Raw genomic sequence first — 21,556 nt, 5'->3', positions numbered from 1 at the left:
AATCGGGTCGCCCCGGGCGCGTGCCCGCTGATATCGATGGCATATGACGACTGAACTGCGGGTTCTCGACCCGTCGGAGTGGGACCGCTGGTACGGAGTCCTCGAGCTCGCGTTCGGCGGTGTGCCCGAGTCTCCGGAGGAACGGCGGCTCTGGCAGGACCTGACCGAGTACGACCGTTTCCTGGGCGCCTGGGACGGCGATCTGTGCGTGGGGACGGCGGGGGCGTTCACGTTCCGGCTGACGGTGCCGGGCGGGGCGTCGGTCCCGGCGGGCGGGGTCACGATGGTCAGCGTGGCCGGAACTCATCGGCGGCGCGGGATCCTGACCTCGATGATGCGGCGGCAGCTGGACGACCTGCGGGCCGCCGGCGAGTGCCTGGCCGTGCTCACGGCCTCGGAGCCGGGGATCTACGGACGGTTCGGTTACGGCATCGCCGCGTACTCGGTGCACGCCGACATCGACACGAACCGCGTGCGGCTCACGGTGCCGGAGGGCGTGGACCGGGTCACCCTCCGCCGGGCCGACCCGACGGAGTCCGCCGCGACCTGTGAGGCGGTGTACGCGAAGCTGGTGCCGGCGCGGCCCGGGATGCTCGCGCGGCGGCCCGGGTGGGAGCGGCTGCCGCTGCTCGACCCGGAGGGCGATCGGGAGGGCGCGTCGCCGCTGCAGTGCGTGCTCGCGGAGCGGGACGGGGAGGTCGTGGGGTTCGCGCACTACGCGATCAAGCCGGACTGGTCGTTCGCGGGGGCCAACGGATCGGTGGTCATGCGCCAGTTGATGGGTCTCGACCCGTTGACCGAGGCGACGCTGTGGCGGTTCCTCTGCTCGGTGGACCTGACCTCGTCGGTACGGTTCCGCAGCCGGCCCGTGGACGACGGCTGGCAGCACCTGGTGAGCGACGTACGGCGCTGCGAGCCGACGGTGCGGGACGCCTTGCACCTGCGGCTCGTGGAGGTGGGTGCGGCGCTTGAGGCGCGGACGTATCAGGCGCCGGTGGACGTGGTGTTCGAGGTCGAGGACGCGTTCTGTCCGTGGAACGCGGGGCGGTGGCGGTTGACGGGGGACGCCAAGGGGGCGACCTGTGTGCGTACGGGGGACGCGCCGGATCTCGCACTGACCGTGCGGGAGTTGGGGGCCGCGTACCTGGGCGGGACCTCGTTGGTGTCGCTCGCCTCGGCCGGGCGGGTGCGGGAGCTGCGTGAAGGGGCGCTGGTCGAGGCGTCCGTAGCCTTCGGCTCGCCTGTTGCGCCCTGGCTGCCGCACGGGTTCTAGGACGAGGCCCTAGGGGTGGGCGGGACGGGGACGGGCAGCGCCCTGGGGGGGGTGTGCCCACCCGTTCCGCCCTGCGGAACGATTGCCCACAACGGGGGCGGCGGGCGGAGCCCACACCTAGGCCTGGCAGGTCGGGCACCAGAAGAGGTTGCGGGCTGCCAGGTCCGCCGTGCGGATGTCGGTTCCGCAGATGTGGCACGGCATGTTCGCGCGGCGGTAGACGTAGACCTCGCCGCCGTGGTCGTCCACGCGGGGCGGGCGGCCCATGGCCTCGGGGGTGTGCTCGGGGCGGACCGTGTCGATGCGGTTCAGGCGGACGCCCTCGCGCATGAGGGCCGCCAGGTCCTCCCAGATCGCGGTCCACTCCCCCGCCGTGAGGTCCCTGCCCGCGCGGTACGGGTCGATGCCGTGCCGGAAGAGGACCTCGGCGCGGTAGACGTTGCCGACGCCCGCGATGACCTTCTGGTCCATGAGGAGGGCGGCGATCGTCGTCCGGGACTTCGAGATCCGGCGCCAGGCCTTCGTCGGGTCGTCGTCCTCGCGGAGCGGGTCGGGGCCCAGGCGGGCGTGTATCGCCTGCTTCTCCGCGTCCGTGATCAGGGCGCAGGTGGTGGGGCCGCGCAGGTCGACGTACGCGTCGGGGTTCGCGAGGCGCAGCCGGACCGTGTCCGTGGGCGGCGGGGCCGGGGCGTCGCCGAAGTTCACCTTGCCGAAGAGGCCCAGGTGGATGTGGATCCATTCCTCGCCGGGGAAGCCCAGGAAGAGGTGCTTCCCGTGGGCCTCCGTCGTCTCCAGGGTCGTCCCGTCGAGCAGGGCCGCCGAGTCGGAGAACTTGCCCTGGGGGCTGGAGACGCGCACGGGCCGGCCGCCGAACCGCTCGCGGTGGTCGGCGGCCAGCCGGTGGATGGTGTGCCCCTCGGGCATCAGGCGGTCGGCTCCTGCGGGTGGTGCGCGGGGATCGGGGGGAGCTCGCCGGTGGTCTCGTACGCCGACAGCATGTCGATGCGGCGGGTGTGACGCTCGTCACCCGAGTACGGGGTGTTCAGGAAGATCTCGACGAACTTGGTCGCCTCTTCCTGGGTGTGCATCCGGCCACCGACGGAGATCACGTTGGCGTTGTTGTGCTCGCGGCCGAGGGCGGCGGTCTGCTCGCTCCAGGCGAGGGCGGCGCGCACCCCCTTGACCTTGTTCGCGGCGATCTGCTCGCCGTTGCCGGAGCCGCCGATGACGATGCCCAGGCTGTCCGGGTCCGCGGCCGTCTTCTCGGCGGCACGCAGGCAGAACGGCGGGTAGTCGTCCTGGGCGTCGTAGATGTGGGGACCGCAGTCGACGGGCTCGTGGCCGTGGGCCTTGAGCCACTCGACGAGGTGGTTCTTTAGTTCAAAGCCGGCGTGGTCGGAACCGATATAGACGCGCATGATGCCGAGTGTGGCACGTCAGGGCCCGGGTAGCAGGCAGCGGGGTCGGGAGCTTCACCCGGCTGGTACGGACCTTCGACCCTCGCGAGGTCGTCCGTACAACGATCCGGAATGAGGTCTTCCGATCACCCCTGTCCACAGTGTTCAATGCTCGGGCTCGCGACCCGAGCAGCCCCCACACACAAGGAAGCGTCGATGAACACGCAACCGACCCTGACGAAGGACGGCCAGGAGACCGGTACCACCGGCCCCGCGCAGTCCTCCGACGGCCTCAAGGCCGGTCTCAAGAACCGCCACCTGTCGATGATCGCGATCGGCGGCGTCATCGGCGCCGGTCTCTTCGTCGGCTCCGGTTCCGGCATCGCCGCAGCCGGCCCCGCGATCCTCCTCTCGTACGCGCTCGTCGGCGCCATGGTCGTCTTCGTGATGCGGATGCTCGGCGAGATGGCCGCCGCCCGGCCGTCCTCCGGCTCCTTCTCCGCCTACGCGGACCGGGCCCTGGGCCGCTGGGCCGGTTTCAGCATCGGCTGGCTGTACTGGTTCTTCTGGGTCGTCGTCCTCGCCGTCGAGGCGACCGCGGGCGCCAAGATCCTGGAGAGCTGGATCCCCGCCGTGCCGCAGTGGGGCTGGGCGCTCATCGTGATGGTGGTGCTCACCGCGACCAACCTCGGCTCCGTCGCCTCGTACGGCGAGTTCGAGTTCTGGTTCGCCGGCATCAAGGTCGTCGCCATCGCCGCCTTCGTCGTCATCGGTCTGCTCGCCGTCTTCGGCGTGCTGCCCGGCTCGGACAACCCGGGCGCCGGATTCGCGCACCTCACCGACAGCGGGGGCTTCTTCCCGATGGGCGCGGGCGCGGTCCTCACCGGTGTGCTGATGGTCGTCTTCTCGTTCATGGGCAGTGAGATCGTCACGCTCGCCGCCGGCGAGTCGGAGGACCCGCAGAAGGCCGTCACCAAGGCCACCAACAGCGTGATCTGGCGGATCGGCGTCTTCTACCTGGGCTCGATCTTCGTCGTCCTGACGCTGCTGCCGTGGAACGACAAGTCGATCGTCGACAAGGGCTCGTACGTCGCCGCCCTCGACTCCATCGGCATCCCGCACGCCGGCCAGATCATGAACGTGATCGTCCTGACGGCCGTCCTGTCCTGCCTGAACTCGGGCCTCTACACGGCCTCCCGCATGGCGTTCTCGCTCGGTCAGCGCGGCGACGCGCCGAAGGCCTTCGCGCGGACCAACAAGCGGGGCGTGCCGACCGCCGCGATCCTCGGCTCGGTCGTCTTCGGCTTCGTCGCGGTCTTCTTCAACTACAAGTGGCCCGACACCGTCTTCGCCTTCCTGCTGAACTCCTCGGGCGCGGTCGCGCTCTTCGTCTGGCTGGTCATCTGCGTGACCCAGCTGCGGATGCGCGGCATCATCCTGCGCGAGTCGCCGGAGAAGCTGGTCGTGAGGATGTGGCTCTTCCCGTACCTGACGTGGGCGACCATCGCCATGATCGTCGGCGTCCTCGGCTACATGGTCGTCGACGGCGGAAGCAACCGTGAGCAGGTCGTGCTGTCCCTGCTCGTGGCCGCGCTCGTGATCGCGATCGCGCTGGTCCGCCAGCGGCTCGGCAAGAACACCGCCCCCGCCGAGGAGCTCGAGCGCGTGTAGTCCGCTCGCCCTCCTCAGGGGTACGAAAGGGCCCCGCCGCTCCCCCGGGAGCGGCGGGGCCCTTCGCGTACGGCTCCGGGCTCAGCCCTTGCGGCCGACGAGCTTCCAGGCGGCCGGCAGGGCGCCCATGGCGAGCGCGGCCTTGAGGGCGTCGCCGATGAGGAACGGGGTGAGGCCGGCGGCGACGGCCTGGCCGAGGGTCATGCCGGTGGCGAGGGCCAGGTACGGCACGCCGACCGCGTAGATGAGGGCCGAGCCCAGCACCATCGCGCCGGCGGTGCGGAGCACCGAGCGGTCGGCGCCGCGGCGGGCGAGGGCGCCGACGACGGTCGAGGCGAGGAGCATGCCGAGGATGTAGCCGAAGGACGGCATGCCGTAGCCCGAGGTGGCCTGCGCGAACCACGGGACGCCCGCCATGCCCGCGACCGCGTACAGGGCGAGGGCGAGGAAGCCGCGGCGGGCGCCGAGCGCGGTGCCGACGAGCAGGGCGGCGAAGGTCTGGCCGGAGACCGGGACCGGGGAGCCGGGGACCGGGACCGAGATCTGCGCGGCGAGGCCGGTGAGGGCGGCGCCGCCGACGACCAGGGCGATGTCGCGGGCGCGGCTCGCGGGGATGAGGTCGGCGAGGACGGTGCCCGCCCGGAGGGAGCGGACGGGGGCGGCGGCGGTGCTCATCGGTACTCCGCGGGGGTGAGGGTGAGAGGGACAGGTTGACGGTATGCCAGGAGTGAACGACCGATCACCGTCAGCCGCCGACAAAGCGCGAGCCGAGCACTTCATGGGGTTTCGACAAAGGACCGATTTCATGCCTCGCGCCACGTGACCCTTGTCACGGGGAACTCCCTGACAGACGTCCCTTTTGCGTCAGAGGAAGGTCAACGGAGAGACTGTGGAGTCTCCATAAACTGTCAGAGAGCGCGAGCCCCCCTATGCACGACTCCCTCGCCCCCGAACCGGAGCCTCTCTCCCACGGCCTGAAGCAGCGTCATCTGACGATGCTGGGGCTCGGCGGGGTCATCGGCGCCGGTCTCTTCGTCGGCTCGGGCGCCGGCATCGCCGTCGCGGGGCCGGGCATCGTGGTCTCGTATCTGCTCGCCGGCGCGCTGGCGATGCTGGTGATGCGGATGCTCGGCGAGATGTCGGCGGCGATGCCCGCCTCGGGCGCGTTCTCGGTGCACGCGGAGCGGGCGCTGGGCCGCTGGGCGGGGTTCTCGGTGGGCTGGCTGTACTGGTTCCTGCTCGTCGTGGTCCTCGCCGTGGAGGCGACGGGCGCGGCGCGGATCGCGCACGGCTGGGTGCCGGGGGTGCCGCAGTGGGGCTGGGTGCTGATCTTCATGATCGTGTTCACCCTCGCCAACCTGGCGGCGGTGAAGAACTTCGGTGAGTTCGAGTTCTGGTTCGCGGCGCTCAAGGTCGGCGCGATCGTGCTCTTCCTGGTGCTCGGCGTGCTCGCGATCGTCGGGTGGCTGCCCGACACGGACCCCGTGGGGCTCGCGAACCTGACCGGGCAGGGCGGTTTCCTGCCCAACGGCTGGTCCGGGGTGGTCTCGGGCGTGCTCGCCGTCGTCTTCGCCTTCGGCGGTCTGGAGGTCGTCACGATCGCGGCGGCCGAGTCCGACGACCCGGCGCGGAACGTGGCGCGGGCGGTGCGCAGCGCGGTCTGGCGGATCCTCCTCTTCTACGTGGGTTCGATGCTGGTCATCGTGACCCTCCTGCCGTGGACCTCGATGCGGCCGGGCGAGTCGCCGTACGTGGCGGTCCTGGACGCGATCGGGGTGCCGGCGGCGGGCCAGATCATGAACGTGGTGGTGTTCGTGGCGCTGCTCTCGGCGCTCAACGCCAACCTGTACGGCTCGTCCCGGATGGTGTTCTCGCTCGCGGAGCGCGGGGAGGCGCCGAAGGGGCTGCTGAGGATCACCGGCGGTGGGGTGCCGCGCCGGGCGGTGCTCGCCTCGGTGGCCTTCGGCTTCGTCTCCGTCCTGCTCAATCTGAAGTGGCCGGATTCCGTCTTCCTCTACATGCTGAACGCGGTCGGGGCAGTGCTCCTCTTCGTGTGGGCGCTGATCGCGGTCTCCCAGCTGCGGCTGCGGCGCCGGATCGAGCGGGAGGCGCCCGAGACCCTGACGCTGCGGATGTGGGGCTTCCCGTGGCTGACCTGGGTGGCGCTGGCCGCGATGGGCGCGGTGCTCGTCCTGATGCTCGTCGACGACGGGGCGCGGCCGCAGGTGCTGTGGTCGGCCGGGGCGACGGGGGCCGTGCTGCTCGTGGCGTGGGTCCGGGAGCTGCGCATGTCCTCAACAAAGCGGAACTGATTCTTCACCTTGTGTGAAGGTCGTGACCGTATAGCGGACTCCGGTTCCCTCTGAGCGGTGTGCCCACCCAGACTGTGGGCTTCCCTCCCCGTCTCAGCTAGTGAACAGGGTTCGCCCATGTCTCGGACCACCGCGCCCGCGCCGGCCGACCGCAAGGACGGCGCGACCGCACCTGCCGAGGGCCTGTCGCACGGCCTCAAGCAGCGCCATCTCTCGATGATCGCCCTCGGCGGAGTCATCGGCGCCGGGCTCTTCGTCGGCTCCGGCGCCGGCATCGCCGCCGCCGGACCCTCCATCGTGATCGCCTACGCGATATCCGGCGTCCTCGTGATGCTCGTGATGCGGATGCTGGGCGAGATGTCGGCCGCGAACCCCGCCTCCGGCTCCTTCTCCGTCCACGCCGAGCGCGCCTTCGGCTCCTGGGCCGGCTTCACCTCGGGCTGGGCCTTCTGGTTCCTGCTCTGCGTCGCCGTCGGCCTGGAGGGCATCGGCGCCGCGAAGATCATGACCGGCTGGTTCCCCGGCAGCCCCGAGTGGGCCTGGGTCGCGCTGTTCATGCTGGTCTTCTGCGTCAGCAACCTGGCGGCCGTGAAGAACTTCGGCGAGTTCGAGTTCTGGTTCGCCGCGCTCAAGGTCGGCGCGATCGTCCTCTTCCTCGGCATCGGCGTCCTCGCGATCGCCGGCGTCCTGCCCGGCACGGACTCCCCCGGCACCGCGAACCTCAGCGGCACGGGCGGCTTCTTCCCGCACGGCTCCGAGGGCCTCATCGTGGGCCTGCTGGCCTCCGTCTTCGCGTACGGCGGCCTGGAGACGGTCACCATCGCGGCGGCCGAGTCGGAGCACCCGGTGCAGGGCGTCGCCAAGGCCGTCCGTACGGCGATGTGGCGGATCGCGCTCTTCTACATCGGCTCGATGGCGGTCATCGTCACCCTCGTCCCCTGGGACGACAAGGCGGTCGTCGAGAAGGGCCCGTACGTCGCCGCCCTAGACCACCTGGGCATCCCGGCGGCCGGCCAGATCATGAACGTGGTCGTCCTCGTCGCCCTGCTCTCCGCGATGAACGCCAACATCTACGGCGCCTCCCGGATGGCCGGCTCGCTGGTCGCGCGCGGCCAGGGCCCGAAGGCGCTGGGCAAGCTGTACGGCGGGGTGCCCCGCCCGGCCGTGCTCGTCTCCTGCGTCGTCGGCTTCGGCTGTGTGCTGCTGAGCTACTGGTCGCCGGACAAGGCCTTCATCTGGCTGCTCAACACCATCGGCGCGATCATCCTGGTCGTCTGGTTCTTCATCGCCGCCGCCCAGCTGAAGCTGCGCCGCCGCACCGAGCGCGAGGCGCCCGAGAAGCTGGTCGTGAAGATGTGGGCCTTCCCGGTGCTGACCTGGGTGGCGCTGGCCGGCATGGCGGCGGTCTTCGTCCTGATGGCCCGTGAGGAGGGCACCCGCGTCCAGCTGTACTCGACGGGCGGCCTGACCCTGCTGCTCGCCGTCGTCGGATTCGTACGCCAGAAGACGGCGGCCGGACGGGCCTCCTGACCGACCCTCGCGCGAAACCCCCGGACCACCTCTCGGTCCGGGGGTTTCGTCATGTCCGGGCACGGGACCCACCTGGACCTAGGACGAAGGGCTGATCAACTTCTCCCGCACCTACTGCTAGCCTGCACTTGCATAGAGGTTGCAATAAGCCATCGAAGGGCTCGGGCACATGGCGATCTACACACTTCCGGAGCTGCCGTACGACTACGCGGCGCTGGAGCCGGTGATCAATCCGCAGATCATCGAGCTGCACCACGACAAGCACCACGCCGCCTACGTCAAGGGGGCGAACGACACCCTGGAGCAGCTGGAAGAGGCGCGCGAGAAGGACCAGTGGGGCGCGATCAACGGCCTGGAGAAGAACCTCGCGTTCCACCTCTCCGGCCACATCCTCCACTCGATCTACTGGAACAACATGAACAGCCCGAAGGACGGCGGCGGCGGCGAGCCGCTCGCCGCCGACGGCGTCGGTGAGCTCGCGGACGCGATCACCGAGTCCTTCGGCTCCTTCGCGAAGTTCAAGGCCCAGCTGACCAAGGCCTCCGCGACCACCCAGGGCTCCGGCTGGGGCGTCCTCGCGTACGAGCCGATCAGCGGCCGCCTCATCGTCGAGCAGGTCTACGACCACCAGGGCAACGTCGGGCAGGGCTCGGTCCCGATCCTGGTCTTCGACGCCTGGGAGCACGCCTTCTACCTGCAGTACAAGAACCAGAAGGTCGACTTCATCGAGGCCATGTGGCAGGTCGTCAACTGGCAGGACGTGAACAGGCGCTACGCCGACGCCAAGGGGCGCACCCCGCTCATCGGCATCTGAGAACGTCCTGCTCGTGATCGTCTTCTCAACCTTCACCGGGCAGGCGGAAAGAGGACGGCCCCCGCGATGACTCCCCCAAAGCTGCCTTTGGGGGTGCCCCCAATCGCGGGGGCCGTCTGCCATGCGGGGACTACTCGAAGCTGGGCGCCGCCGTGCGCGTGCGCTTGATCTCGTAGAAGCCCGGCGTCGACGCCACGAGCAGCGTGCCGTCCCACAGCCGGGCCGCCGCGTCGCCACGCGGGGTCGGGGTGACGACCGGGCCGAAGAAGGCGACCTCGTCACCCGTCGGGCCCGGCACCGCGATGACCGGGGTGCCGACGTCCTGGCCGACCTTCTCGATGCCCTCCTTGTGGGAGGCGCGCAGCTCGGTGTCGTACGTGTCCTTGTCGGCGAAGTCGGCGAGCTCGGCCGGCAGGCCGACCTCCTCCAGGGCGGCGACTATCGCCTCGCGGGTCGGGGTCTCGCCGTTGTTGTGGAAGCGGGTGCCGAGCGCCGTGTAGAGCTTGCCGACGTACTCCTCGCCGTGCAGCTCCTTGGCGGCGGTCACCACGCGGACCGGGCCCCAGGCCGTGGTGGCGAGCAGCTCGCGGTACTCCTCCGGCACCTCGTCCAGCTTGTGCTCGTTGAGCACGGCCAGGCTCATGACCTTCCACCGCACGTCGACCGGGCGGACCTGCTCGACCTCCAGCATCCAGCGGGAGGTCATCCATGCCCAGGGGCACAGCGGGTCGAAGTAGAACTCGGCGGTGGTCCTGGTCTCGGACATGTCACTCCTCGGTGGTGCCTCGGAAGGAAGTAGGTCGTGCGCCGAAAGAAGGGAACCCCCGGACGCGCTGACGCATTCCCGGGTCCCGGGTGACAGCCGCACATGGGAGGATCGGTGCTGTTTCGAACGCGCCACGAAGGAGTGACCGTGCCCGGTGAGAATCTGTCCCGCGACGAGGCCCACGAGCGGGCCGCGCTGTTGTCCGTCGACGGGTACGAGGTCGTCCTCGACCTGCGGTCGGCGGTCGGCGACTCCGACGAGCCGGTGCGCACCTTCCGCTCGGTGACGACGATCCGGTTCCGCCGCACCGGCGAGGGTACGAGCACTTTCGCCGACCTCATCGCCCCCTCGGTGAACGCGGTCACGCTCAACGGCCGCTCCCTCGACCCGGCGGTGGTCTTCGACGGCGCGCGGATCGCGCTCGACGACCTCGCCGACGAGAACGAGCTCGTGGTGGACGCCCAGTGCGCCTACAGCCGGACCGGCGAGGGCATGCACCGCTTCGTCGACCCGGAGGACGGCGAGGTCTACCTCTACACGCAGTACGAGCCGGCCGACGCCCGCCGGGTGTACGCCAACTTCGAGCAGCCCGACCTCAAGGCCCCCTACCGCTTCGCGGTGACGGCGCCGGAGGGCTGGACGGTCTGGTCGAACGGCGCGGGCGAGCAGGACGCCGAGGGCGTGTGGCGGTTCACGGAGACGGCGCCGATCTCCACGTACATCACGTGCGTCGTGGCCGGCCCGTACCACTACGTCACCGACAGCTACACCCGTGGCGACCTGGAGATCCCGCTCGGCGCGATGTGCCGGAAGTCGCTCGCGAAGCACTTCGACGCCGACGACGTCTTCCTGATCACCAAGCAGGGCTTCGACTTCTTCCACGACAACTTCGACTACCCGTACCCCTTCGGGAAGTACGACCAGGCCTTCGTCCCCGAGTACAACCTCGGCGCGATGGAGAACCCGGGCATGGTGACCTTCCGCGAGGAGTACATCTACCGGGGCAAGGTCACCCAGGCCGCGTACGAGAGCCGGGCCAACGTCATCCTGCACGAGATGGCGCACATGTGGTTCGGCGACCTGGTGACCATGGTGTGGTGGGACGACCTGTGGCTGAAGGAGTCCTTCGCGGACTTCATGGGCTCCTTCGCGAACGCCGAGGCCACCCGCTTCACCAACAGCTGGGTGACCTTCGCCAACAACCGCAAGGCCTGGGCGTACCGCGCCGACCAGCTGCCGTCCACGCACCCGATCACGGCCGACATCCGTGACCTGGAGGACGCCAAGCTCAACTTCGACGGCATCACGTACGCCAAGGGCGCCTCGGTCCTGAAGCAGCTCGTCGCGTACGCCGGGCGGGACGCGTTCCTGGAGGGCGCGCGCCGCTACTTCAAGCGCCACGCCTACGGGAACACGCGTCTCGCGGATCTCCTCGCGATCCTGGAGGAGACCTCCGGGCGTGACATGAAGGCCTGGGCGAAGTCCTGGCTGCAGACCTCCGGCGTCAACAGCCTGACCCCGGCCGTCACCTACGACGCGGAGGGCCGGATCACCGAGCTCGCCGTCCTCCAGGAGGGCAACGAGCTCCGCCCGCACCGCGCCGCCGTGGGCCTCTACCGGCTCTCCGGCGGGGAGCTCGTGCGGTACGCGCGGGCCGAGGCCGACATCACCGGCGCCCGGACCGTCGTCACCGAGCTCGCGGGCGAGGAGAAGCCCGACCTGCTGCTCGTCAACGACGACGACCTCACCTACTGCAAGATCCGCTTCGACGAGGGCTCGCTCGCGACCCTGCGGGCGCACCTCGGCGACATCACCGACCCGCTGGCCCGTGCCCTGTGCTGGTCGGCGCTGTGGAACCTGACCCGCGACGGGCTCATGCCCGCCCGGGACTTCGTCTCCGTCGCGCTCGCCTTCGCGGGCCGCGAGACCGACATCGGCGTCCTCCAGATGGTGCACGGCTGGGCGAAGTCGGCCGTCACCCTGTACGCGGCGCCCGCGTGGCGCGAGGAGGGCGGGCGGCTGCTCGCCGAGGGCGGGCTGCGCGAGCTGCGGGTGGCCGAGCCGGGCAGCGAGCACCAGCTGACCTGGGCGCGGTTCTTCGCGGCGACCGCCTCCGCCGAGGCCGACTTCCAGCTCCTGGAGGGGCTGCTCGACGGCACGGCGAAGATCGACGGCCTCGACGTCGACCAGGAGCTGCGCTGGGCGCTGCTCTCCCCGCTGGCCGTGCACGGCCGCGCCGACGAGGCCCGGATCGGCGAGGAGCTGGCCCTCGACGACACGGCGACGGGCAAGCGGCACCAGACCCGGCTGCTCGCCTCGCGGCCCTCGGCGGCGGTCAAGGCGCAGGCCTGGGCGCAGGTCGTCGAGTCGGACACCCTGTCGAACGCGCTGGTCGAGGCGACCATCGCGGGCTTCGTCCAGCCCTCGCAGCGCGAGCTGATCGCGCCGTACGCGGAGAAGTACTTCGCGGCGATCGAGCGGCTGTGGGGCGAGCGGTCGATCCAGATCGGCATCGACGTGGTCCGGGGCCTGTTCCCGGGGCTCCAGGACCGTCCGGAGACGCTGGCCGCGACGGACGCCTGGCTGTCGGAGCACGCGGCGGCCGCGCCGGCGCTGCGCCGCCTCGTCCTGGAGGCCCGGGACGACCTGGCGCGGGCGCTGCGCGCGCAGGACTGCGACGGGCGCGCCGCGGAGTAGTCGGTACGTCGACGGGGGCGGCACTCTTCGGGGCGCCGCCCCCATCGGCACTCGAACGTGCGTACTTTAGGGCGAGGTTGTCCCTAAATGTCGACGGGCGTGTAACAGGGGTTAGGGGAGCCTTCGGGAGCGGAAGACCCCCGGCATGAACCACAACACCCCCATCACCCCCCGCCCCCTCCCCCTCTCCTCCCACACCGGCCGTCCGCAACGGCTCGCGTCCGCCGACCAGTTGAGGGCACAGGGCGTCCCCGCCGCCGAGGTCGCCGCGCACTGCCGGCCCGGCGGCTGGCAGCAGCTCCTCCCCGGCGTCTTCCTGCTCCACCCCGGGCCGCCCACCAGCGAGGACCGGCTGCGGGCCGCGCTGCTCTACGCCCGCAGGACCGGGGCCGTCCCCCAGCAGGGGCCGGACCCGATGATCACCGGCCTCGCCGCATTGGCCCTGCACCGCTTCTCCGCCGCTCCCCCGCTCACCGCGCTGGACCGGATCGACGTGCTCGTGCCGCGCACCCGGCGGCTGCGCTCGACCGGCTGGGTGCGGATCGTGCGCGCCCCCGAGTCGCCGGAGCCGGTGGAGCTCACGGGCCTCCCCGCCGCCCCGGTGGCCCGCGCCGTCGCCGACGCGGTGGCGGGCCTCACGGACGCGGAGACGGTACGCCGGCTGCTCACCGAGGCCGTGCGCGGCGGGCACTGCGAACCGGGCGCGGTGGTACGGGAGTTGAGCCGGGCCCGGCTGCTGTCACGGCCGCACGTGGTGGACGCGGTGGACACGCTGCTCGCCGAGGGGCGCTCGCTCTCCGAGCAGCGGCTCTACGAGATGGTGCGGGAGTTCGCGCTGCCGGACCCGCTGTGGAACGTGGACCTGCGGCTGCCGGGCGGCCCGCACCTGGGCGGGGTGGACGCCTACTGGCCGGACCAGGCGGTCGCCGTGGAGCTGGACACCCGGGCGCCCCGGCAGGACGACGACGAGCTGTGGACCGAGTACACCCGCAAGCGGGAGCACCTGGAGCGGCTCGGCATCACGGTCGTCCACCTCACCCCGCGCAAGCTGCGCGAGGCGATGGACCAGCAGGCCACCGTGGTCCGTACGGCCCTGATGGCCGCACCGGACCGGCAGCCCGCCGCGTACGTCGTCGTCCTGCCGCGGTGAGGGCTACTTCTTCGGGTCGGTGCCGCAGAACTCGGCCTCGATGACCTTGTCGGTGCCCCCCGTCCAGTCGGCGTTGAAGTTCCCGGCGAGGGAGTGCTCGCCGTCGCGGGTCACATGGGCCAGCGAGGTGGAGCCGTGGATGCCGCCGCCGTGGCCCCAGACCTCCTCCCCACAGCTGAGCTTCTGCTTCATCAGCCCGAGGCCGTAGCCCACGTTCGGGTAGTCGGGGGAGATCTGGACGGTGGTCGTCATCTCCTTCAGGCCCTCCTTGCTGAGGAGCCGGCCCTTGAGCAGGGCCGAGTAGAAGGTCTGCAGGTCGCGGGAGTCGGAGATGATCTCGCCCGCCGCGCCCGCGATGCTCGGGTTGAGGTCGGAGACCTCGTGCACGGGGGCGTTCACGTCCCGGGAGAGCTTGGAGTACGCCGGGCTGCTGGGCTCCGGCATGGCCGAGCGGGTGCCGGGGACGGTGGTGGCGCGGAGCTTGAGCGGCTTGATGATCCGGTTCTCGACGGCCTTGCCGTACGGGCGCCCCGTGACCTTCTCGATGACCATGCCGGCGAGCACGAAGTTGGTGTTGGAGTAGTTCCAGGAGGCGCCCGGCTCGAAGTCCGGCTTGTGGGCCATCGCGACGGCCACGAGCTGCCGCGGGGTCCAGGTGTCGTAGCGGTGCTCCAGGAAGCCGGGGCCGAAGACCCGCTCCTGGAAGGCGGGGTCCTCGGTGTAGCTGTAGATGCCGCTGGTGTGGTTGAGCAGCTGGCGGACGGTGATCCTGGCGCCGTCGTGACCGTTGCCGCGGACGACGCCGGGGAGCCACTTCTCGACCGGGTCGTCGAGGTCGATACGGCCCTCGGCCTGGAGCTGGAGGAGGACGGTGGCGGTGAAGGACTTGGTGATGGAGCCGACGGGGTAGCGGTCGTCGCCCTTGCGCTCGCCCGCGGTGCCGGTCCAGCGCTCGCGCCCGTCGCGGGCCTGGGCCACGGCACCGGGGACCCCGGCGGCGACGGCCGCGTCGAGGGCCTGCTGGGTGGCCGCGTGGCCCTTGTGGTGCGCCGGTGCCGGCTCCGCGGCCGCGAGGGCGGGGGTGGCGAGGACGGTGGCCGTGAGGCCCGCGACGAGGGTGGCGGCGAGGACGGTACGGGCGGTGCGGGCGGCTGACATGCGGGGCTCCCCTGACGTACGGACGTGAGACGTGATCGGTCACGGGAGGGGACCGCGGGGCCCGGCGAGCGGGTTGAGAGCGATCTTGGTGGTTGAGTGCTTTTCAGCCGTTCGCGGGGTCGGTGAGGTGCGAGCGGCCCAGCGGCGGCCGGTCGCGCCAGAGCTGGAGGCCGATGTCGACGAGCTCGACGCGGACGAGGGAGGTCACGGAGTCGAGCGGGTGCCAGGCGGCGAGGTCGGTGGAGCCTCCCGTCTCGTTGCGCAGGGCGCCCCCGGTGACCTGGGCCTCGTAGATGATCCGCAGCCCCTGCCAGTCGCCGGGCCCGCCGAGCCGGCGGAGCCAGGAGCGCCGGATGGAGTCGATGCCGAGGAGGGCGGTGGGCTCGGTCAGATAGCCGGTCTCCTCCTCGACCTCGCGGACGACGGTACGGACGGGCTCCTCGCCGTGGTCCATGCCGCCGCCCGGCAGGGTCCACCGCTTGACGCCGTCCTTGGCGACCCAGCGGGCGAGGAGTATCTCGTCGCCCCGGACACACACGGCGTAGGCCGCCACCCTCAACTCGGTTGTCATGGAGCGAGGTTAGAGCCAGTACGCCGGGTAGGCGCGGCCCGTCGCGCGGGCGCCGGCGAGACCGACGGCCACCAGGAGGAGGGAGGCGAGCGCGAGAAGGCCGAGAAACGACCAGAAGGGCGGGGCCTGGAGGGCGACGATCACGGCCGTGGCCGCGGCGGGCGAGTGCGGGGTACGGGCGAGCATCATCACGCCCAGGGCGAGTCCGCCCGCCACCGCGGCGCCCCAGAGGCCCGGACCGGCCAGGGCCAGGACCGCGAAGCCGGTGAGGGCGGAGAGCAGCTGGCCGCCGAGGACCGAGCGCGGCTGGGAGAGCGGCAGGTCGGGGGCGCCGGCCACGAGCGCCATGCTGGCGGCGAGGGGCGGGATGAGCAGGGGCTGACGGAGGACGGTGCCGACCGCGACCAGGAGGAGGAGGGCGGTCACGCTCGTCGCGGTGGAGGCCAGCACGATCCGGGGGCGCGGGCGAGGAGGCGCCGTGGGGCGGGGCCGGGCGGTGGGCGCGGTGGTGGTGGCGGTGGGCGTGGTGGCGGTCGTCAACGAGGGCTCCAGAGGGGAGGGTTGGCCGGGGAGTACTCCGGGGGCGACCAGCGCAGGGGGCTGCCCGACGGCGTTTCGATCGCGCGGTCCACGCGGAAGCGGGTGACGCGGCCCTCGGGGCCGTACTCGGTGTGCGCGAGGCCGCTGAGCTGGAGGGTCAGGCCCGTCTCCCAGTCGAGGAACAGCAGTCCCGCGCGGCCGTCCTCCTCCAGGTTCCCCAGGGTCAGGAACATGGAGTTGCCCGGATAGTCGCGCCAGCTCAGCTCGTTGGGCGTGTCGACCCGGACGAAGCCGGGGTTGCCGCCCCGGTGGCTGGTGTCGAGGCCGTCGGGGGCGGCCGTGGCGATGAAGAAGGTGTCGGCCGCGCGGACCAGGCGCATCTGGTCGGGGGTGAGCGCCTCGCCGTGCCGTGCGGCGGCGGCCTCGGGACCGGTGGGCTCGGAGCCGTACCACTCGCGCTTCTGGAGGTACTTCGGGCAGTTCGAGAAGACCTGCTCGGCCTCGATCGTGAAGCCCCGGCGGCTGGTCGTGGCCGTGCCGTTGAGGCGCATGCGGCGGCGGGTGCGGGGGTCCAGGGCCAGGGTGCCGACCTTGGCGCCGTCGGGCGTGCCCTCGGGGAGGGGCGCGGCGACCGAGACCGTGTGGGGGCCGGTGGCCCGGACGAAGCCGGGTGCGCCGGTCAGGAGGGTCGACCAGACGCGGGCGTCTTCGTCCGCCGTGCCGAGCATCAGCATGGGCTGGGCTTCCAGGAAGGCGGCGGCGACGGGGCGGATGCCGGGGGTGATGGAGCGGCCTACGTGGGCGGCGAGGTCCTGGACGCCCTCGCGCGCCTGGATGGCCAGGGAGCCGGGGTTGTAGGCGGTGTTCACGGGGGCCTCCGGGAGTGCGGGGTCGGTGGGTGCGGGTGCGGGGCCTCGGCGCGGCTGGCGCGTTCGTGGTTGTGCCCACCCGTTCCTCCCCCTAGGACTTCGTCCTGGGGGGACCCCCATGCGGAACGATTGCCCACAACCAGGCGCGACTAGAAGAAGCCGCAGGTCGGGGCCGTTTCGTTCGGGGCCTCCGTGCCCTCCGCGCCCTTCGGGACCGAGATTTCCAGGCGGGTGCCGTCCGGGTCGTGGAAGAAGATGCCGCCCGAGGCCGCGCCCTCGCGGTGGGCGACGACGCCCTCGTACGCGAACGTGGCTCCGCGTGCCGTGAGCGCGGCCTCGGCGGCGCGGACGTGCTCGATGGACTCCGCCTCGAACGCGAGGTGGTGCAGGCCCGGCCGGCCGGCGTCGTAGGTGCCCTCGGCCTGCTGCCAGAGGGTGAGGACCAGGCGGCCGTCCTGGCCGAGGAAGGCGTACCGGCTGTCCTTCTCCGCGCCCTCGCCGAGGACCTCGAAGCCGAGGACGTCGCCGTAGAAGGCGAGCGAGCGCGTCAGGTCGGTGACGTTGAGGCCGACGTGGTGGGTGGCGAGCGTGCCGATCGCGGACATGACCGTTCCCTTCGGGGGCGGGGCAGCACCTCGGGCTAACCCTCTACAACGACTTTAGAGGTTAGTCGGAGCCAGAGTCAACCGGTCACGTACTCTTGAGGGGTTAGTCCACCGAGGAGGGTGCCCGCCCATGACCGCCATCGACCCCCGGCCGCTCACCGGCGAGCCCGTCTCTCTGGACCTGCTGAACACCCGCTGGAACGACGAAGGTGTCCGCCAGGACCTGCTCACGGATGTCGAGGGGCTCTCCGTCTGGCTCTCCGCCAACGGCCTGGAGCGGCGCTTCGCCGCCGACGCGGTCACCCTGCGGCACACCCTCGCCGCCCGGGACGCGCTCGCCGCGCTCGTCGACCGGCCCGGCGACCCCGCCGCCACCGCGCGCGTGGACTCCGTCCTCGGGCACGGCCGCATCCGGGCCACCCTCACCGCCGAGGGCCCCGGCGAGGAGGCCGAGTTCGCGGATCCCGCCTGGGGGCCCGGCTGGACCGCCGCCCGCGACTACCTAGACCTGCTGCGCACCGCGCCCGACCGGATCCGGGCCTGCGCCCACGAGGCCTGCATCCTGCACTTCTTCGACACCTCGCGGAACGGCACCCGCCGCTGGTGCTCGATGGCGGTCTGCGGCAACCGCGCCAAGGCCTCCCGCCACTACGCCCGTACGAAGGAGAGTTGAGTCGCACGAGGCTGCGACTCGCCCCCTTTCAGGTGAGTTCGTCCCGCGTGGCGCGTCCGGCGCGCTGGCGGGTTTGTGCCGCGGCGGCAATCCGGCCCCGGGCAACTCTCCACAAACCCCTGTCCCTTGCGAAAGGCTGAGCGGTCATCCGGCATCAGATTCCGGACACCCTCCTTTCACAAACAGGGATGTAAATGACCACCCCCGAAACTCGGAGCTCCATACCCGGAAGCTCGACGCACGGGCCCAGACGCGCGGCCCGCATCGCGGCCGCCGCCGGACTCGTCGCGGCCCTCGTCGCGACCGGTGCCGCCCCCGTGCTCGCCGCCGAAGCTCCGGCGACCACGCCCCCGGTCAAGTCCTCCGACCCGGCCGACAAGCTCGGCGCCATCGACGCCCAGCGGCTCACCGAGGCCCAGGCGAGCGGCGAGAAGAACGTCACCGTCCTCGTCGCCACCGTCCCCGGCGCCACCGAGCAGGTCGCCGCGCAGCTCGACGCCGTCGCGGGCGCCTCCGTCGGCAAGCAGCAGGACGCCCTCGGCTACGTCCGCGCGACCCTGCCGACCGCCAAGGCCGCCGCCGCCATCAAGGCCGCCACCAGCCTCTCCTCCGTCCAGTCCGTGGACCTCCAGGCGGAGATCCCGCTGGACGACCCGACCCCGGACGCGGGCGCCGCGACGGGTGCCGTCTCCGGCACCACCGTCGCCACGACCTACCCGGCCCCGGGCAAGGACACCCCGGCGAAGAACCCGTACAACCCCTCGTACGAGACGGGCGCGGTCGACTTCGTCAAGGAGCACCCGAACGCCGACGGCCGCGGCGTGACCATCGGCATCCTGGACTCGGGTGTCGACCTCGGCCACCCGGCCCTGCAGAAGACCACCACCGGCGAGCGCAAGATCGTCGACTGGGTCACCGCCACCGACCCGCTGACCGAGGGCGACGCCACCTGGCGCGCCCAGGTCACCCCGGTCGCCGGCCCCGTCTTCACCGGCGCCGGCCAGAGCTGGACGGCCCCCGCGGGCTCCTACCAGTTCAGCCGCTTCACCGAGGCGGCCACCAAGGGCGGCGACCCCAAGGGCGACATCAACCGGGACGGCGACACCACCGACGTCTTCGGCATGCTGTACGACCCGGCCGCCGGGACCGTCCGCGTGGACACCGACCAGAACAACGACTTCACGGACAACGCGCCGATGAAGCCGTACAAGGACGGGTACCAGATCGGCTACTTCGGTACCGACAACCCGGCCACCGAGGTCACCGAGCGCACCCCGTTCGTCGTCGAGATCCGCAAGGACGTCCCGATGGACCCGCTGGGCGGGACCTGGGTCGGCCAGAAGCGCGACTTCGTCAACATCGGTCTCGTCGAGTCCTCGCACGGCACCCACGTCGCCGGCATCACCGCCGCCCACAGCCTCTTCGGCGGGAAGATGAACGGCGCCGCCCCCGGCGCGAAGATCGTCTCCTCGCGCGCGTGCACCTGGTCCGGCGGCTGCACCAACACCGCCCTCACCGAGGGCATGACGGACCTCGTCGTCAACCGCGGCGTCGACATCGTCAACATGTCGATCGGCGGCCTGCCGCAGCAGAACGACGGCGACAACGTCCGCTCGCGCCTCTACACCCGCCTGATCGACCAGTACGGCGTCCAGCTGGTCATCTCGGCCGGCAACGAGGGCCCCGGCATCAACACGATCGGCGACCCCGGCCTGGCCGACAAGGTCCTCTCGGTCGGCGCGGCGGTCTCCCAGTCGACCTGGGCCGCCAACTACGGCTCCGCGGTCGAGAAGAAGTACGCCATGTTCCCCTTCTCCTCGCGCGGCCCGCGTGAGGACGGCGGCTTCACCCCGACCATCACCGCCCCCGGCTCGGCCGTGAACACCATCCCGACCTGGCAGCCGGGCGCCGGCGTCGCCGAGGCGGGCTACACCCTGCCCGCCGGCTACGGCATGCTCAACGGCACCTCGATGTCCTCGCCGCAGGCGGCGGGCGCGAGCGCGCTGCTGATCTCGGCCGCGAAGCAGAAGGGCATCGCGCTCTCCCCGCTCACCCTGCGGACCGCGCTCACCTCCACCGCCAAGCGCATCCCCGGTGTCGCCGCGCACGAGCAGGGCTCCGGCCTCATCGACATCGAGGACGCCTGGGAGTCGATCAAGGACGGTGCCACCGCCCACGACTACACGGTCCAGGCCCCGGTCGACACCGTGATCTTCCCGGCCCCGCACACCGGCACCGGTGTGTACGACCGCGAGGGCGGCCTCAAGGTCGGCCAGAAGAAGGTCTACGACGTCACCATCACGCGCACGAACGGCCCGAACCGGCCGGTCTGGCACGAGCTGAGCCTGAAGTACAACGACGGCACCTTCCGCATCCTCGGCGAGGACTTCGTCGCCCTGCCGCTGAACAAGCCGGTCACCGTCAAGCTCCAGGCCCGCGCCGCCACCGCCGGTGCGCACAGCGCCATCCTGGAGGCCGACGACCTGTTCACCGAGGGCGTCGACAAGCAGATCCTCGCCACCTCGATCGTCTCGAACGAGCTGGCCGCCCCGGGCTACAGCTTCTCCGCCACGGGCTCGGTGCAGCGCAACAGCAGCAAGTCCTACTTCGTCACCGTGCCCCAGGGCGCCAAGACGCTGGAGGTCGCGCTCGGCGGTCTGAAGGAGAAGAGCCAGACCCGGTTCATCTCCATCCACCCGTACGGCGTCGGCGTCGAGGACAGCGCCACCACGCAGTGCTACCCGCACTACAACCCGGCCAACCAGTGCCGCCCGGACCTGCGGTCCTACGCGAACCCGACGCCCGGCGTCTGGGAGATCGAGGTCGAGTCCCGCCGCACGTCGCCGGACCTGGACAACCCGTACACGCTGAACGTCACCGCCCTCGGCGCCGACTTCGACCCGGCCGTCCAGACGGTCGCCGAGGCGAAGATCGGCACCCCGGCCGCCGTCCAGTGGCAGGTCACCAACCGCTTCGCGGGCATCGTGGGCACCCTCAAGGGCGGCTCGCTCGGCTCGCAGAAGAGCGAGACGCCGACCATCCAGCACCACGAGCAGCAGACGAAGACCATCACCATCGGTGAGGGCGTCGAGCGGCTCGACATCGCGATCGGCAACACCTCCGACAAGGCCGCCGACCTCGACCTCACCGTCACGCTGAACGGCGCGACGGTGGGCCAGTCGGCGGACGGCGACTCGGAGGAGTCCGTCTCCCTGGTCAAGCCGGCCGCGGGCACGTACACCGTCGTCATCGACGGCTACGCGGTCCAGGCCGCCGGTGGCACCACGTACGACTACAAGGACGTGTACTACTCGTCCGCGCTCGGCACCGTGAAGGTCGACGAGTCGAAGACGGTCACCCTGGCCAACGGCGCCACCGCCCCGGTGGCCGCCGAGGTCGTCGTCGCCGGTGCGGCCCCCGAGGGTCGCCAGTTCTTCGGCGAGGTCCAGCTGCTCAACGCGCGCGGCACCGTCGCGGGCACCGGCAGCGTCCTGATCGGCGCGGTCACCCCGTAACACCACGCGAGTGAG

General features: G+C 71.4%; 18 protein-coding genes. 9 read left to right on the top strand and 9 right to left on the bottom strand.

Annotated features, from left to right (window positions below; translation table 11 throughout):
* Window positions 1-43: 43 nt before the first annotated feature.
* Window positions 44-1,273 carry a GNAT family N-acetyltransferase gene (locus tag ACWGN5_RS20005; protein ID WP_453516847.1) on the top strand — a complete coding sequence of 410 codons (1,230 nt, stop codon included), beginning with the start codon at window positions 44-46 and terminating at the stop codon, window positions 1,271-1,273.
* Between the two features lie 117 nt (window positions 1,274-1,390).
* Here the strand turns inward: ACWGN5_RS20005 and ACWGN5_RS20000 are convergent, their stop codons facing one another.
* Both ACWGN5_RS20000 and ACWGN5_RS19995 read right to left on the bottom strand, forming a co-directional pair.
* Window positions 1,391-2,197 (bottom strand): Fpg/Nei family DNA glycosylase, encoded by an 807-nt coding sequence (locus ACWGN5_RS20000; protein ID WP_453516845.1) that lies wholly within the window; start codon window positions 2,195-2,197, stop codon window positions 1,391-1,393.
* Window positions 2,197-2,691, bottom strand: a complete 495-nt coding sequence (locus ACWGN5_RS19995; RefSeq protein WP_453516842.1) for a ribose-5-phosphate isomerase — start codon at window positions 2,689-2,691, stop codon at window positions 2,197-2,199. The genes ACWGN5_RS20000 and ACWGN5_RS19995 overlap by 1 nt, the downstream gene beginning before the upstream one ends.
* A gap of 195 nt (window positions 2,692-2,886) precedes the next feature.
* On the opposite strand from ACWGN5_RS19995, the gene ACWGN5_RS19990 reads away from it, so the two are divergent.
* Window positions 2,887-4,341 carry an amino acid permease gene (locus ACWGN5_RS19990; RefSeq protein WP_453516839.1) on the top strand — a complete coding sequence of 485 codons (1,455 nt, stop codon included), beginning with the start codon at window positions 2,887-2,889 and terminating at the stop codon, window positions 4,339-4,341.
* A gap of 81 nt (window positions 4,342-4,422) precedes the next feature.
* Here the strand turns inward: ACWGN5_RS19990 and ACWGN5_RS19985 are convergent, their stop codons facing one another.
* Entirely contained in the window at window positions 4,423-5,016 is a 594-nt protein-coding gene (locus ACWGN5_RS19985; protein ID WP_453516836.1) for a biotin transporter BioY, read from the bottom strand.
* Window positions 5,017-5,270: 254 nt separating this feature from the next.
* On the opposite strand from ACWGN5_RS19985, the gene ACWGN5_RS19980 reads away from it, so the two are divergent.
* From ACWGN5_RS19980 to ACWGN5_RS19970, 3 genes are all read left to right on the top strand, one after another.
* Window positions 5,271-6,653, top strand: coding sequence for an amino acid permease (locus tag ACWGN5_RS19980; protein WP_453516834.1), 1,383 nt, complete (start codon window positions 5,271-5,273; stop codon window positions 6,651-6,653).
* A 117-nt stretch (window positions 6,654-6,770) separates the two neighbouring features.
* Window positions 6,771-8,183: an amino acid permease gene (locus ACWGN5_RS19975; RefSeq protein ID WP_453516831.1), complete on the top strand. Its 1,413-nt coding sequence runs from the start codon at window positions 6,771-6,773 to the stop codon at window positions 8,181-8,183.
* Window positions 8,184-8,352: 169 nt separating this feature from the next.
* Window positions 8,353-8,997 carry a superoxide dismutase gene (locus ACWGN5_RS19970; protein ID WP_369144249.1) on the top strand — a complete coding sequence of 215 codons (645 nt, stop codon included), beginning with the start codon at window positions 8,353-8,355 and terminating at the stop codon, window positions 8,995-8,997.
* A 130-nt stretch (window positions 8,998-9,127) separates the two neighbouring features.
* Here the strand turns inward: ACWGN5_RS19970 and ACWGN5_RS19965 are convergent, their stop codons facing one another.
* Window positions 9,128-9,763, bottom strand: a complete 636-nt coding sequence (locus ACWGN5_RS19965) for a mycothiol-dependent nitroreductase Rv2466c family protein (protein WP_453516828.1) — start codon at window positions 9,761-9,763, stop codon at window positions 9,128-9,130.
* Between the two features lie 147 nt (window positions 9,764-9,910).
* On the opposite strand from ACWGN5_RS19965, the gene pepN reads away from it, so the two are divergent.
* Both pepN and ACWGN5_RS19955 read left to right on the top strand, forming a co-directional pair.
* Window positions 9,911-12,460, top strand: a complete 2,550-nt coding sequence (gene pepN / locus ACWGN5_RS19960; RefSeq protein ID WP_453516826.1) for an aminopeptidase N — start codon at window positions 9,911-9,913, stop codon at window positions 12,458-12,460.
* Between the two features lie 145 nt (window positions 12,461-12,605).
* Entirely contained in the window at window positions 12,606-13,610 is a 1,005-nt protein-coding gene (locus ACWGN5_RS19955) for a hypothetical protein (RefSeq protein WP_453516824.1), read from the top strand.
* Window positions 13,611-13,613: 3 nt separating this feature from the next.
* On the opposite strand, the gene ACWGN5_RS19950 is transcribed toward ACWGN5_RS19955, so the two are convergent.
* The 5 genes from ACWGN5_RS19950 to ACWGN5_RS19930 all read right to left on the bottom strand — a co-directional run bounded on the left by ACWGN5_RS19950 (window position 13,614) and on the right by ACWGN5_RS19930 (window position 17,353).
* Window positions 13,614-14,768 carry a serine hydrolase domain-containing protein gene (locus ACWGN5_RS19950; protein ID WP_453516822.1) on the bottom strand — a complete coding sequence of 385 codons (1,155 nt, stop codon included), beginning with the start codon at window positions 14,766-14,768 and terminating at the stop codon, window positions 13,614-13,616.
* A 103-nt stretch (window positions 14,769-14,871) separates the two neighbouring features.
* Window positions 14,872-15,339 carry an NUDIX hydrolase gene (locus ACWGN5_RS19945; protein WP_453516819.1) on the bottom strand — a complete coding sequence of 156 codons (468 nt, stop codon included), beginning with the start codon at window positions 15,337-15,339 and terminating at the stop codon, window positions 14,872-14,874.
* 9 nt (window positions 15,340-15,348) lie between these two features.
* Window positions 15,349-15,879, bottom strand: coding sequence for an HPP family protein (locus ACWGN5_RS19940; protein WP_453516816.1), 531 nt, complete (start codon window positions 15,877-15,879; stop codon window positions 15,349-15,351).
* Entirely contained in the window at window positions 15,876-16,748 is an 873-nt protein-coding gene (locus ACWGN5_RS19935) for a pyridoxamine 5'-phosphate oxidase family protein (protein ID WP_453516814.1), read from the bottom strand. The genes ACWGN5_RS19940 and ACWGN5_RS19935 overlap by 4 nt, the downstream gene beginning before the upstream one ends.
* A gap of 149 nt (window positions 16,749-16,897) precedes the next feature.
* On the bottom strand, window positions 16,898-17,353 hold the full coding sequence (locus tag ACWGN5_RS19930) for a VOC family protein (RefSeq protein ID WP_453516811.1): 456 nt from the start codon (window positions 17,351-17,353) through the stop codon (window positions 16,898-16,900).
* Window positions 17,354-17,483: 130 nt separating this feature from the next.
* Here ACWGN5_RS19930 and ACWGN5_RS19925 point away from each other — a divergent pair, with 130 nt between their 5' ends.
* A complete protein-coding gene (locus ACWGN5_RS19925; RefSeq protein WP_453516809.1) occupies window positions 17,484-18,026 on the top strand; it encodes a CGNR zinc finger domain-containing protein in 543 nt (180 codons plus the stop codon).
* 194 nt (window positions 18,027-18,220) lie between these two features.
* Window positions 18,221-21,541: a S8 family serine peptidase gene (locus ACWGN5_RS19920; RefSeq protein WP_453516806.1), complete on the top strand. Its 3,321-nt coding sequence runs from the start codon at window positions 18,221-18,223 to the stop codon at window positions 21,539-21,541.
* The last annotated feature ends 15 nt before the right edge of the window (window positions 21,542-21,556 follow it).

The organism is Streptomyces sp. NPDC055815 (assembly GCF_053616475.1).
This window is presented reverse-complemented; position numbering and strand designations above follow the sequence as displayed.